Genomic DNA, 13,001 nt, shown 5'->3' with positions numbered 1-13,001 from the left:
GGGCCGCCGTCGACCTTTGTACCGGCACCGCACCGTCCTGCCAGAGGCCTGCTGGCTACGGCACCGGATGCTTCGCATCGTACGCGACGAAGCCCGGCTGCAGGCGCGAAGCCAGCCAGGCCAAGAGAATGCAGACGATCCCGCCCATCAGCAGCACTCCGCCTTCGCTGAGGAATTGTGTGACCCCGCCAGCCAGCATGTCTCCCACGCGGGGACCTCCGGCGACCACCACGATGAACACTCCCTGCAGCCGTCCGCGCAAGTGATCGGGCGTGGCGGACTGGAGGATGGTGGTGCGGAAGACAGCGCTGACAGAATCCGAGATCCCCGCCAGCGCACAACACAAGGCCGCAGGAAGGAGCCAGGGCGTTACGCCCTCGCGCCCCGAATCTCCAGCCAGCAACACCACCACTCCAAAGGCTGCAATCGAGGCACCCCATCCGACCACCGACCACACCACTGCGCTGCCCTGGCGCCTCACCCTGCCGAGGGGACCGGAAAACAAGCCAGCCAGGAAGGCGCCTACGGCGGTGGATGCCAACAGGACGCCCACCGTTGTTTCTCCGCCGCCAATCATGACTGCCCCAATTGCAGGCATCAGGGCACGCGGTTGGGCGCAGATCATGGCGATGAGGTCAATGATGAAGGTCATCCTGACATTGGGCCGCGTACCTAGGAACCGGAAGCCCTCCACAACGGAGCGAAGCCCGGGCCGGACGGCCTCCTTTGACGGTGGCAGCGGCGGGAGTTTGGCGAGGCCCCACAGGGCAAAGGTGAAACTGAAGACATCGATCGTGTAGGTCCATCCGAAACCGATCGTGGCCACCAGCACGCCCGCCAGGAGTGGCCCGGCGGTCATGGACAGGCCGAACGTCAGCATGCTCAAGGCGTTCGCCGCCGGGAGCAGGTCCTTGCGGACAAGGAGCGGAATGATGGCGCTTCGGGCTGGACCGTTGATGCCTTGTGCACCACTTTGGATGGCAACCAACGCATAAAGGATCCAGATGTTGCCGATCTCCAGCCACGCCTGCAGTGCCAAACCGGCGGTGCTGGCCCAAAGCACCAGTGATGCGATCAGCGCTACTTTGCGGCGATCGTAGGCATCGGAGATAGAGCCGCCGTATAGTCCGGTGATGACCAGCGGAACCAGCGCGAAGATACCCAGAAGGCCTACATAGAAGCTCTCCTGGGTCAGACGGTAAACCTCCAGGCTGACGGCCACCAACGTGAGCTGGGTACCGATGGCAGCCACCGAAGCCCCAAGCCAAAGCCGCCGGAAGGCCACGCTCTCCTTGATCGGGGTGATGTCTGCCAGTAGTTTCGCCACCTAGCCACCCTAGCGACCCAAGCGAACCCCAGTGACGTCGTTGCCCGCTTCGCTTGAATAACGCGTCTCCCGCCGTAACGCGCTGGTTGGTAGGCTCACCCGGGGGAAGGAGTCCACATGGTCTTGTCGCGACGATTGCTGTTCCGCTCGGGCATCTGGGAAATTGCCAGGCCGCGCCACCCTTTGACGGCGGGGCACGTCCTGATACGGCTCTCGGACCCCTCCACGGAATTTACGGAAACCTCTGCGGCCGACTGGTTGTTCTGCCACAACCTCGCCCGGGCAGCATTGGACGACGTCCTTGATGCGAAGCGGTTCGCTGTGATGTTCGCCCATCGGTGGCACCCGTTGGGTTCGGCTGTCGGCGAGCCGGTGGCTGAGTCTTCCACACCCACGTTCCACCTGTTCGCTCGTTGGGAGGCGGAAAGCACGACGCCGGGACGCCAACTCGCGCTGCCGGCCCACCATCGCGTTCCCGAGCCTGAGGACAGCCTGGACATCGTGGATACGCGGATCCGGGATTCGCTGGGTCTTGGTGCCGCCACCATCGCAAAAGCACCCACCGGGCACGTGGGGTCCGCGCCCGCGGACGCGTCCGGCGTCGCGCCCGTCCCGATGCCTGTCCTGGTTCCCTTGGTCGCGACAATTGACGCAGCCCGCCATCACAGCGTGATTGAGCCCGCCAGCGGGGCAGCTGCGATTTCCAGTGTCCTTCCCGTGGAACTCGTTGCCATGGGGAGCGCCTTGGATGCCCTGCCGCTGACCAGTGGACTCACTGGCTTCAGCTGTGTGGCTGTCGAGGGCGGGAATCCGGGTTCAGCCCTCCGCATCCACGCGGTGGGTCGATCTGCCGCGGAACAGGACAATCCGATGGTGGATTTGTTTAATTTGCCGGAAGTTAGCCGTGCCTTATTGTGAACTGCTCAAAATAAGTGGTTCAATGAGTGCATGACCGATCACACAGCCGACCAGGAAGCATGGGCCAGTGCCCTGCATGCCCACGGCAGGCGTGTGACCAAACAGCGGCTGGCAGTGCTGGCCGCGGTCCAGCACCATCCGCACTCCCCGGCAGAAGGCATCCTTGCCGCCGCCCGCAAAGAGCTTCCTGAACTGACGGCGCAGTCCGTTTACGTGGTGCTCAGCGACCTCACGGATTTGCAGATGCTGCGCCGCTTTGAACCCCCGCACTCCCCGGCGCTCTACGAAACCCGGGTGGGCGATAACCACCACCACGCCGTCTGCATCAGTTGCGGTCGCGTGGAAGACGTGGACTGCGCCGTGGGACACGCACCGTGCCTCACGCCGCACTGGGATGAAAATTCCAAGCCAATGACCATCCAGATCGCAGACGTCCTGTATCAGGGCATCTGCCAGGATTGCCAGGCAAAACAACAGCTCCCCAAACAAACGTCCGTAACTCAAAAATAAGAACAAGGAGAACAATGACTGCTATTTCAACAACCCAGTCAGGTGCCCCCGTTACTTCCGACGCGCACTCCAAGTCCGTCGGCGCCGACGGTGCCATCATCCTGACCGACCACTATCTGGTGGAAAAGCTTGCGCAGTTCAACCGCGAGCGGGTCCCGGAGCGTGTAGTGCACGCCAAGGGTGGCGGCGCTTTCGGTACCTTCAAGACCACCTCGGACGTATCGGCCTACACCAAGGCCGCGTTCCTGCAGCCGGGCGTCGACACGGACATGCTGATCCGTTTCTCCTCCGTTGCCGGCGAGAATGGTTCTCCCGACACTTGGCGCGACCCGCGCGGTTTCGCCGTGAAGTTCTACACCTCCGAGGGCAACTACGACCTCGTGGGCAACAACACGCCGGTGTTCTTCATCCGCGACGGCATCAAGTTCCCAGACTTCATCCACTCCCAGAAGCGCCTCCCGGGTACCCACCTGCGTGACGCTGACATGCAGTGGGACTTCTGGACCCTCTCCCCCGAATCCGCACACCAGGTCACCTGGCTCATGGGCGACCGTGGCCTGCCGGCTTCCTGGCGTGAAATGCAGGGCTACGGCTCGCACACCTACCAGTGGATCAACGCCGCTGGTGAGCGCTTCTGGGTCAAGTACCACTTCAAGTCCAACCAGGGCGTCAAGACCATCACCGGCGACCAGGCTGAGCAGCTGGCAGGCTCGGATGCAGACTTCTACATCCGCGACCTCTCCGAGAACATCGAAGCCGGCAACTTCCCCTCCTGGGAACTGCACGTCCAGGTCATGCCCTACGAGGACGCCAAGACGTACCGCTTCAACCCGTTCGACCTCACCAAGGTCTGGCCTCACGCGGACTACCCGCTGATCCACGTGGGCACGATGGAGCTGAACAAGAACCCGGAGAACTACTTCGCGCAGATCGAGCAGGCCACCTTCGCGCCGTCGAACTTCGTTCCGGGCATCGCTGCCTCGCCGGACAAGATGCTGCAGGCCCGCATCTTCTCCTACGCCGATGCACACCGCTACCGCGTGGGTACCAACCACGCCCAGATCCCGGTGAACCAGCCCAAGAACCAGGTCAACAACTACAGCCAGGACGGCGCCGGACGTTATCTGTTCAACGCCCCCACCACCCCGGTCTACGCACCGAACTCCGTTGGTGGCCCGGCTGCTGTTGAGCCCACTTCACCGGCAGGTGGCTGGGAGAACGACGGCGAGCTCACGCTCTCCGCGCACACCCTGCACTCCGAGGACAGCGACTTCGGCCAGGCCGGTACCCTGTACCGCGAGGTCTACGACGACGCTGCCAAGGCCCGCCTTCTGGACACCATCACCGGTGCCGTGGGCGGCGTGAAGAGCGCCGACATCAAGGAACGCGCCATCCAGTACTGGACCAACGTTGACGCCGAACTCGGCGCCAAGCTGCGCGCCAACCTCGGTGCAGGCCAGGCCTCCTCTGACGCCGAAGCAGCCAACAAGCTCTAAGCGTCCGGATCGGTAAGAATTACCGTCGAACACCCCGTTGCGGATCTCCGCAGCGGGGTGTTCTCCTTTGTTTTTCCACATAGGCCGGCCGGGCTCTGGCTGCGCTGGTGCCATGGTCCATAGGATCCTTCCATGAGCACATTCGAGGGAATTCCATCCGCAGCCTTCCGCTTCTACGAAGAACTGGAAGAGAACAACAACCGCGAGTGGTGGTTGGAGCACAAAGACATTTACGACGCCGCCGTCAAGGAGCCGCTGGCGGCCCTCCTTTCAGAGCTGGAGCCTGAGTTCGGGCCGGCGAAGATCTTCCGGCCAAACAGGGACATCAGGTTCTCCCAGGACAAGTCACCCTACAAAACGGCCCAGGGTGCCTTCGCAGCGTCACAGGAAGGCCTCGGGTTCTACCTCCAGGTCAGCGCCGATGGTCTGTTGATCGGCGGCGGCTGCCATTCATATACTCCCGCGCAATTGGCACGCTTTCGCGCTGCTGTGGACGCTCCTGAAAGTGGAGGGGAATTACAGCAGATTGTGGACTCAGTTGCCGCAGCTGGTTTCGCCATCCAAGGCGAGATGCTCAAGACCGTTCCGCGGGGCTTCGATAAAGATCATCCACGCGCCGAGCTCCTGAAGCACAAGTCCTTGTCGGCCGGGGTTGAGGTTGGTGAGCCGGAATGGCTCTCCACGCCGTCAGCCAAACAGGAGATCGCTGATCGTTGGGAAGTGCTGAGGCCGCTGGTGGACTGGGTCGGGAAGCACGCTGCGCCGTAGGCCTCTGCAGGAACACCAAAAGCGCCCGGGAATTGATTCTCCCGAGCGCTTCCGATGATAATTCGAGCCAGCTGTCTGACAGGCAGCTGGGATTGGTTTAGACCTTGGTGAAGGAGTCTTCGTCCTCGTCGCCCTTGACCGCAGTAGTTGCAGAACCGCCATTGACGGCTGCCTTGGCCGAGGCGAACTTCTCGTTGAGCCGCGAGTGGCGCTGTCCGTAGGAGAAGTAGATGACCATGCCGATAACCAGCCAGATCGCGAAGAAGATCCAGGTTTCGACCGCCAGGTTGGTCATGAGGTAGACGCACAGGATCGCGGACACCCAGGGCAAGACCTTGCCGAAGGGGACCCGGAACGCAGGCTTGAGGTCCGGACGCTTCTTGCGCAGCACCAGGATGCCGAGGCTGACCATCACGAAGGCGGACAGCGTTCCAATGTTGATCATTTCCTCGAGGAGATCCACGTTGGTCAATCCGGCCACCAGGGCAACTGCTGCACCACAGATGATCTGCAGGCGTGCAGGGGTGGAGCGCTTTTCGCTGGTCTTGGACAGGGACCGCGGCAGCAGTCCGTCGCGGCTCATGGCCAACACCACTCGGGAAAGGCCCATGAGCAGCACCATGATCACGGTGGTCAGGCCCACCAAGGACCCAAAGGCAATGACCTTGGCGGCGTCGTTGTTGCCCACGGCCTCGAAAGCTGTGGTCAGCGTGGGGTTCTTTTCCTCAGCCAGCTGAGTGTAGGAGACCATGCCGGTCAACGCGAGGGAGACCAGGATGTAGAGCAACGTCACCACAGCCAGGCCACCGAAGATACCGCGCGGCAGTGTCTTCTGCGGATTCTTGACCTCTTCCGCGGAGGTTGCAACAACGTCGAAGCCAATAAAGGCGAAGAACACCAAGGCAGCACCAGCGAAGATGCCCAAGGTGCCGTACTGGGCAGGAGCAGCACCGGTCAGGAAGCCGAAGAAGGACTGCTTCATGACATCAGCGGCACCCGTCCCGGTAGTCGGCTCCGAGGCGGGAATGAACGGTGTGTAGTTGGAGAACTTCACGTAGCTGAAGCCTACAACGATCACGAACAGCACCACCGCGATCTTGATCAAGGTGAAGATGTTGCCAACGCGGGCGGACAACTTCGTCCCCAGCACCAACAGCACGGTGAAGATCGCGACAATGAGGAAGGCGCCCCAATAGAGGTCAACGCCGCCCAAGCTAAGTGCCGGCGGGATGTCCAGGCCCATGAGGGCGAAGACTTTGCTGAGGTAGATACCCCAGTACTTGGCGATCACCGCGGCAGCAGTAAAGAGTTCGAGGATGAGGTTCCATCCAATGATCCACGCGAGCACCTCGCCCATGGTGGCGTAAGTGAACACGTAGGCCGAGCCTGCCACGGGGATTGCCGTGGCGAATTCGGCATAGCACATGATGGCAAGGGCACACGTGACGGCTGCGATGGCAAAGGAGATGGTGACGGCCGGGCCGGCAAAGTTTGCAGCAGCCTTGGCGCCAACGGAGAAGATACCGGCACCGACAGCGACGGCGACACCCATGATCATCAGGTCCCAGGTACTGAGGCTTCGCTTCAGCTTGCGCCCGGGCTCGTCGGCGTCGGCGATCGACTGCTCGATCGACTTGGTCCTGAAAATGTTCATAAAAATGCCACATTCTGGATGGGGGTGGTATAGGACTCATCAAGAATAGTGTCCGGTCAGTGGACGGCCATATTTATCCCAGATAGTGAGACGGTCCCCGAGTCGGCGTTACTGCTGTGACTGGTGTGACGGAAGCGAGTAGCCCCCGTCACACCACTAAACACCTGGGACATCCCAGTCCATGATCGTGGAGCGGATCAGGAACCGCTTCCCCTCCGGGGACTCGACAGAGAAGCCGCTTCCCCGGCCTGGGACCACGTCAACAGTGAGATGTGTATGGGACCAGTAGGCGAACTGTTCCCTGGACATCCAGAACTCGAGAGGCTTTGGCTCCTGGCCAGTTCCAGTTGCGAAGTCTGCATTGAGGTCGAACCGGCCCAGGAGGACATCCGAATCACCGGTGAGGAACTCCCCCGCCGGATAGCACATGGGAGCGGAACCGTCGCAGCACCCACCCGATTGGTGGAACATGAGCGGCCCATGCTGCTCCCAGAGCTTCCGCAATAGTTCGACGGAGGCCGCGGTGAGCGCCACCCGGGAAAAGTTCTCTCCGGAGAGTGTCACCGCGGCTTCCAACACGGGGTTGTCCATCAGAACTTCAGAACCACTCGGCCATCGATCTTGGCGTGCTTCATCTCGTCAAAGACCGCGTTGACCTCGGACAGCTCGCGGGTGGAGACCGTTGGCTTGATCTTGCCTTGTGCGTAGAACTCCAACGCTTCCTCAAGATCCTGGCGGGTGCCCACAATCGATCCCCGGACAGTGAGTCCCTTTAGGACGATCTCGAAAATCGGCGCCGGGAAGTCACCCGGAGGAAGCCCGTTGAAGACGATGGTTCCGCCACGGCGGGCCATTCCGATTGCTTGCCCGAAGGCAGAAGGGTGCACGGCCGTCACCAGGACACCGTGGCAGCCGCCAGTTTCGCGCTGGATGACCTCGGCTGGATCCTCATGCAGAGCATTGACCGTTAGTTCAGCGCCGTGTTCCCTGGCCAACGCCAGCTTGTCGTCGGCAATATCCACGGCGGCCACACGAAGTCCCATGGCTACCGCATACTGGACGGCAATGTGTCCCAATCCGCCGATTCCGGAGATCGTGACCCACTGGCCAGGCCTGGCTTCGGTCATCTTCAAGCCCTTGTAGACGGTGACTCCAGCACACAAAACCGGAGCAACCTCCACGGGATCCGAGCCCTCCGGGATGCGGGCTGCAAAACGCGTATCCACCAACATGTACTCGCCAAACGAGCCGTCCACACTGTAGCCACCGTTCTGTTGGGACTCGCACAGCGTTTCCCACCCAGTACGGCAGTACTGGCAATCTCCGCAGGCAGACCACAGCCAGGCGTTGCCAACAAGATCGCCCACGGCAACGTCCGTTACCCCTTCGCCCAGGGCCACCACTTCACCCACTCCCTCATGGCCGGGAATGAACGGAGGTGTTGGTTTGACCGGCCAGTCACCTTCGGCGGCGTGCAAGTCGGTATGACATACCCCCGACGTGATCAGGCGCACCAGCGCTTGGCCGGGACCCGGCGTCGGCCTTTCCACGTCCATGACCTTAAGGTCGGTTCCGAACTCAGTAACTACTGCTGCTTGCATGGTTGTCGACATTGACGATCTCCTTTGATCGATGAACATAAGGGTTTAGAAGAAGCCGAGTTTGTTCTCGTTGTAGCTGACCAACAGGTTCTTGGTCTGCTGGTAGTGGTCCAGCATCATGGCGTGGTTTTCACGGCCAATGCCTGAGGACTTGTAGCCACCGAAGGCCGCACCGGCCGGGTAGGCGTGGTAGTTATTGACCCACACGCGGCCGGCTTGGATTTCCCGGCCCGCGCGGTAGGCGACATTTCCGTTGCGCGACCAAACGCCGGCACCCAGGCCATACAGGGTGTCATTGGCGATGCCGATGGCGTCGTTGTAGTCGCTGAACCTGGTCACGGAGACCACAGGGCCGAAGATCTCCTCCTGGAAGATCCGCATCCGGTTGTGGCCTTCGAAAATCGTGGGCTGGACGTAGTAGCCGCCGGCAAAGTCTCCGGAAAGCTCTGCCCGTGCGCCGCCCGTGAGGACCTTGGCGCCCTCCTGCTTTCCAATGTCGATGTAGGAGAGGATCTTCTCCAGTTGGTCGTTGGAAGCCTGGGCACCGATCTGGGTTTCCGTGTCCAGAGGGTTGCCCTGGATGATCTTGTTGGTGCGGGCTACGACGTCAGCCATGAAGGAGTCGTAAATCCCCTCCTGGACCAAAGCACGTGACGGGCAGGTGCAGACCTCGCCCTGGTTGAAGGCGAAGAGCGTGAAGCCTTCCTGTGCTTTGTCGTAGAAAGCGTCGTTCTGGGCTGCGACGTCGTCGAAGAAAATGTTGGGGCTCTTGCCGCCAAGTTCCAGCGTGACCGGGATGAGGTTGTTGGACGCGTACTGGCTGATAAGCCGGCCCGTGGTGGTCTCGCCCGTGAAGGCGATCTTGCGGATACGGGGGCTGGAAGCCAGCGGCTTTCCGGCTTCCACGCCGAAACCATTGACCACGTTCACTACACCCGCGGGCAGCAGGTCGCCGATCAATTCCATCAGTACCAGGATCGATGTTGGCGTCTGCTCGGCTGGCTTAAGCACGACGGCGTTACCTGCGGCAAGCGCGGGGGCCAGCTTCCACACGGCCATGAGGATGGGGAAGTTCCAGGGGATGATCTGGCCCACCACGCCCAACGGTTCCTTGAAGTGGTAGGCGGTGGTGTCCTCATMGAGCTGCGAAAGGTGGCCCTCCTGGGCACGGACAGCGGAGGCGAAGTAGCGGAAGTGATCGGCTGCCAGGGGAATGTCCGCGTTGAGTGTCTCCCGGACGGGCTTGCCGTTGTCCCACGTCTCGGCAACCGCGAGCAGCTCTACGTTCTCATCTATGCGGTCCGCGATCTTGTTCAGAATCGCGGCGCGTTCCGTGGCTGACGTTTTGCCCCATGAAGGCGCGACCTTGTGCGCGGCGTCGAGTGCCAGTTCGATGTCCTCGGACGTGCCACGGGCAACTTCGCAGAAAGCCTTGCCTGTGACGGGCGTGATGTTTTCGAAGTAGGCGCCCTTGACGGGAGCAACCCACTCCCCGCCAATCCAGTTCTCGTACCGGTCCTTGAAGGTGACCTTCGAACCCTCGGCACCCGGCTGTGCATAAACGGTCATTGCTAGCTCCTTTGCTGCGAATCACGGTGGCTGTCGCCATTGATTCGAGCCTAGGAGCGGGCAGGTTGCAGCTACGTTGCAACCATGTGAGTCAGCTCACGCGGTTGGTTCAGGCGCGTGGTTCAGGCCGTCAGTTCCGTTTCGATCCGCTCAAGGTCAGCCACGACGGCGGCCCGCTTGGGTGAGCGCGGCGGCAGCAGCTTCAGGACGGCAAGGCGGAGTTCGACGTCGTACTTCGCCTCGGGCAGCTCAGCGTACTTCAGGAGCGAATCGACACTGCCGTCACTGAGCAGCGCTTCCCGCAACAGATGCGAAACCCGCTCACGCAACTGCACGACGCCGGGCGCCTCCGACCGCGGCAGGACGGCGCCTTTGTAGATCTCCAACGCAATCCGATGCGCACCGCGCTGCAGACAACTGAGCACCTGGCCCGAATCGGGAAGCAACTCGACAGGCAAACGGTAGGGCCTCGATTCGGGAACTGCCCCAGGGCTGAGCTCATGGAGAACTTTGCGCAGGCGAACCATTTCGGCCCGCAACGTAACAGCCGAGCCGTCTCCCGGGTATAGCTGCGCGCAAAGGTCATCAGCGCTCAGGCCGGCAGGTTGGCTGCAGAGGATAGCCAGGATTTCACTGTGCCGGGCGGACAGGGAAACCGTCCGGGCATCAATGCTGAGAAGGGCCTGATCGCGGCCCAACAACTGCAGGCTATTCCGGTACAGAGTGTGGCTGGAAGCGGAAGCTGAGCTTCGGCGTCGTGGTTTGTCCCGGACGGCAGCGGCGAGCTGGAGACGTTCGATGCGCAACTGCGCCTGTGCGGCCGCAACGGTTGCTTCCACCAGGGATACCGTGTGCGGGGCCACCGCGGTCTCCGTTCCAGTGATGTCCACGACGCCCAGCACGGCACCGGAATCGGGATCATGGAAGGGAACAGCGGTACAACTCCAGGGGTGAACTGATCTCTTGAAGTGCTCGGCACCGGAGATCTGGATGCTGCGATCCAGGGCAAGCGCCGTCCCGGGAGCGCTTGTACCCACTGAGGCTTCGGACCAATCGGCGCCGGCAACGAACATCATCCCCTCGGCCCTGCGCTGCATGACCGGATCGCCATCCACCCACAAAAGCCGCCCGACGTCGTCCCCCACCGCCACGAGCAACCCGCTGTCATGGCTGGGCTGGACCAGCAACTTCCTGATCACCGGCATGATCGCAGCCAGCGGGTGTTGCCTGCGGTAGTCCTCCAGTTCGTCACGGTCCATCGCGAGCGGCGCTTCGGGGACATCGGGATTGGCCTGCAGGCTGGCTGAACGCTGCCAGGACTCACGCACCAAACGCCGGAGGCCGGAGATTTCCTCCGGAGTCCCGGCCCGCAGCATGTCCAGTTGTTCGTGGCTTCCCAGGTTTTCATGGGCGGCCAAGGCGCGCTTCTGCAGCAGCCTTCCGGCTTCGCTGCCCGGAGCAGGCGGATGGATTGGATTCCTCATCGAACTCCCTGGTAGTCCGCAATGACAGCGCGATGTGCATGTGCTGGCGGCACGGTACCCGAAAGTCTAGTTCTACGAACGGAGTTTGTGTACAGCTGACGCCTTTTGCGAAGCCGATTTAGGGTGATTTAGGGCGTCAGCGTACACAATCGCAGGGGTCAGCCGCGCGAGATCTGGATCATTTCCTCACGCGGGACTACCTTGATGCGTTCCCGGATCACGCCATTGCCGTTGCCGGATTCGGACTCTGACTTGGACCATGCGGCACCGAGGGCAGCCTCGTGCGCATCCAGCCGGTTCCACCCCTCCCAGGTGGTGTATTCGATGCCGCGTTCCTCAAGGAGATCGATGATGGCCTGCGGATCCGGGTTCTCTGCTGGAGGCAACGTGAGCCGGTCTTCCAGGAGGCAGCCGATGGTCTCCAGGGCATCGCCCTTGGTATGACCGATCAGGCCTACAGGTCCACGCTTGATCCAGCCGGTGGCGTAGATTCCCGGCACGGGCTTGCCGTCGGCATCCAGGACGCGACCGCCGTCGTTCGGTATGACACCGCGGCGGGCGTCGTACGGCAACTCCTCAAGCGGCGAGCCGTGGTAACCGATCGCGCGGTATACGGACTGCACCGGGTACTCCACGAATTCACCGGTGCCCTTGACGTTGCCGGTTCCGTCCAGCTGCATGCGCTCGAACTTGATGCCGGAAACCTTGCCGGGAGTTTCCGGCGAGTCCAGGATTTCCACCGGGCTGTGCAGGAAGTGCAAGTGCAGACGGCGCGAGGATGGCTGCTCGGATTCCGCGTGTTCCTCCACCAGCCAGTTGGTCATCGTGTTGACCATGGTCTTGATCTGGTTATTGGTCCGGATTGCCTCATCGGAGGCTTCATCAAACTCGAAGTCCTCCGGGTACAGCACAATGTCTACGTCATTGCAGTGGGACAGCTCCCGCAATTCCAGCGGAGTGAACTTCACCTGTGCAGGACCGCGGCGTCCAAACACGTGGACGTCGGTAACGGGCGATTTCTTCAACCCCTCGTACACGTTTTCCGGGATCTCGGTGACCAGCAGTTCATCGGGGTGCTTGACCAGCATGCGAGCAACATCAAGGGCAACGTTGCCATTGCCGATGACCGCAATCTCCTTGGCATCCAATGGCCAATCGCGGGGAACGTCCGGGTGTCCGTCGTACCAGGAAACAAAATCGGCTCCGCCGAAGGAACCGTCCAACCCGATGCCGAGGATGTTGAGGTCCGCGTCCTTGATGGCACCCGTGGAGAAGATCACGGCGTCATAGAAAGCTCGGAAATCGTGAAGGGTCAGGTCCCGGCCGTAGGTCACGTTGCCAAGGAAGCGGATGTCGCCGCGGTCCAACACCTTGTGCAGGGCGTTGACGATGCCCTTGATGCGGGGATGATCCGGCGCCACACCGTAGCGGATCAGCCCGTAGGGCGCAGGGTACGCCTCAAAGAGATCGATGCTGACCTCCACGTCCCCGTCCTTGACCTCATTGGACTTGGTCAAGATGTCGGCGGCGTACACGCCGGCGGGACCGGCGCCCACGATGGCGACGCGAAGCGGACGTTTGGGGGTGGTTGCGGCTGAGTTGGACACCGTAAGCCCTTCCGAAGCAGTAAGCCACGCCGTTGTTGGGGCGCGCAGATTCCAATTCTAGATGTCC

Annotated in this window: 11 protein-coding genes; 4 read left to right on the top strand and 7 right to left on the bottom strand. The window is 61.7% G+C overall.

The annotated features are described in order from the left end of the window. Window positions 1–55: 55 nt before the first annotated feature. Complete coding sequence (locus tag AC1DCM_RS21230; RefSeq protein WP_477519610.1) at window positions 56–1,327, bottom strand: MFS transporter; 1,272 nt, start codon at window positions 1,325–1,327, stop codon at window positions 56–58. A gap of 117 nt (window positions 1,328–1,444) precedes the next feature. On the opposite strand from AC1DCM_RS21230, the gene AC1DCM_RS21225 reads away from it, so the two are divergent. The 4 genes from AC1DCM_RS21225 to AC1DCM_RS21210 all read left to right on the top strand — a co-directional run bounded on the left by AC1DCM_RS21225 (window position 1,445) and on the right by AC1DCM_RS21210 (window position 5,019). Then, window positions 1,445–2,245 carry a hypothetical protein gene (locus tag AC1DCM_RS21225; RefSeq protein ID WP_477519609.1) on the top strand — a complete coding sequence of 267 codons (801 nt, stop codon included), beginning with the start codon at window positions 1,445–1,447 and terminating at the stop codon, window positions 2,243–2,245. Between the two features lie 30 nt (window positions 2,246–2,275). Next, window positions 2,276–2,755 carry a Fur family transcriptional regulator gene (locus AC1DCM_RS21220; RefSeq protein ID WP_224088431.1) on the top strand — a complete coding sequence of 160 codons (480 nt, stop codon included), beginning with the start codon at window positions 2,276–2,278 and terminating at the stop codon, window positions 2,753–2,755. Between the two features lie 14 nt (window positions 2,756–2,769). Then, window positions 2,770–4,251 carry a catalase gene (locus AC1DCM_RS21215; RefSeq protein ID WP_477519608.1) on the top strand — a complete coding sequence of 494 codons (1,482 nt, stop codon included), beginning with the start codon at window positions 2,770–2,772 and terminating at the stop codon, window positions 4,249–4,251. Window positions 4,252–4,383: 132 nt separating this feature from the next. After that, on the top strand, window positions 4,384–5,019 hold the full coding sequence (locus AC1DCM_RS21210; RefSeq protein ID WP_477519607.1) for a DUF2461 domain-containing protein: 636 nt from the start codon (window positions 4,384–4,386) through the stop codon (window positions 5,017–5,019). Window positions 5,020–5,116: 97 nt separating this feature from the next. Here the strand turns inward: AC1DCM_RS21210 and AC1DCM_RS21205 are convergent, their stop codons facing one another. The 6 genes from AC1DCM_RS21205 to AC1DCM_RS21180 form a co-directional block, all read right to left on the bottom strand. After that, complete coding sequence (locus AC1DCM_RS21205) at window positions 5,117–6,673, bottom strand: amino acid permease (protein WP_477519606.1); 1,557 nt, start codon at window positions 6,671–6,673, stop codon at window positions 5,117–5,119. 156 nt (window positions 6,674–6,829) lie between these two features. Then, window positions 6,830–7,264: a DUF779 domain-containing protein gene (locus tag AC1DCM_RS21200; protein WP_477519605.1), complete on the bottom strand. Its 435-nt coding sequence runs from the start codon at window positions 7,262–7,264 to the stop codon at window positions 6,830–6,832. Further along, the gene (gene adhP / locus AC1DCM_RS21195; protein ID WP_477519604.1) at window positions 7,264–8,286 is read right to left on the bottom strand and encodes an alcohol dehydrogenase AdhP; all 1,023 of its coding nucleotides are present in this window, start codon (window positions 8,284–8,286) and stop codon (window positions 7,264–7,266) included. The genes AC1DCM_RS21200 and adhP overlap by 1 nt, the downstream gene beginning before the upstream one ends. Window positions 8,287–8,319: 33 nt before the next feature. After that, on the bottom strand, window positions 8,320–9,843 hold the full coding sequence (gene exaC, locus AC1DCM_RS21190; protein WP_477519603.1) for an acetaldehyde dehydrogenase ExaC: 1,524 nt from the start codon (window positions 9,841–9,843) through the stop codon (window positions 8,320–8,322). Window positions 9,844–9,965: 122 nt separating this feature from the next. Further along, the gene (locus AC1DCM_RS21185) at window positions 9,966–11,327 is read right to left on the bottom strand and encodes a GAF domain-containing protein (RefSeq protein WP_477519602.1); all 1,362 of its coding nucleotides are present in this window, start codon (window positions 11,325–11,327) and stop codon (window positions 9,966–9,968) included. Between the two features lie 158 nt (window positions 11,328–11,485). Next, window positions 11,486–12,934 (bottom strand): FAD-dependent oxidoreductase, encoded by a 1,449-nt coding sequence (locus AC1DCM_RS21180; RefSeq protein WP_477519601.1) that lies wholly within the window; start codon window positions 12,932–12,934, stop codon window positions 11,486–11,488. Window positions 12,935–13,001 lie beyond the last annotated feature (67 nt).

It is taken from the genome of Paenarthrobacter sp. 10N417, from assembly GCF_056394745.1.
The sequence above is the reverse complement of the archived record's forward strand: the minus strand, read 5'-3'. Positions and strand labels throughout refer to the sequence as shown.

Excerpts from the sequence above, each read along its gene's own strand:
- adhP (WP_477519604.1), bottom strand. The coding sequence starts at position 8,286 with ATGTCGACAACCATGCAAGCAGCAGTAGTTACTGAGTTCGGAACCGAC.
- AC1DCM_RS21215 (WP_477519608.1), top strand. The coding sequence starts at position 2,770 with ATGACTGCTATTTCAACAACCCAGTCAGGTGCCCCCGTTACTTCCGAC.
- AC1DCM_RS21205 (WP_477519606.1), bottom strand. The coding sequence starts at position 6,673 with ATGAACATTTTCAGGACCAAGTCGATCGAGCAGTCGATCGCCGACGCC.
- AC1DCM_RS21200 (WP_477519605.1), bottom strand. The coding sequence starts at position 7,264 with ATGGACAACCCCGTGTTGGAAGCCGCGGTGACACTCTCCGGAGAGAAC.
- AC1DCM_RS21225 (WP_477519609.1), top strand. The coding sequence starts at position 1,445 with ATGGTCTTGTCGCGACGATTGCTGTTCCGCTCGGGCATCTGGGAAATT.
- AC1DCM_RS21220 (WP_224088431.1), top strand. The coding sequence starts at position 2,276 with ATGACCGATCACACAGCCGACCAGGAAGCATGGGCCAGTGCCCTGCAT.
- AC1DCM_RS21210 (WP_477519607.1), top strand. The coding sequence starts at position 4,384 with ATGAGCACATTCGAGGGAATTCCATCCGCAGCCTTCCGCTTCTACGAA.
- AC1DCM_RS21185 (WP_477519602.1), bottom strand. The coding sequence starts at position 11,327 with ATGAGGAATCCAATCCATCCGCCTGCTCCGGGCAGCGAAGCCGGAAGG.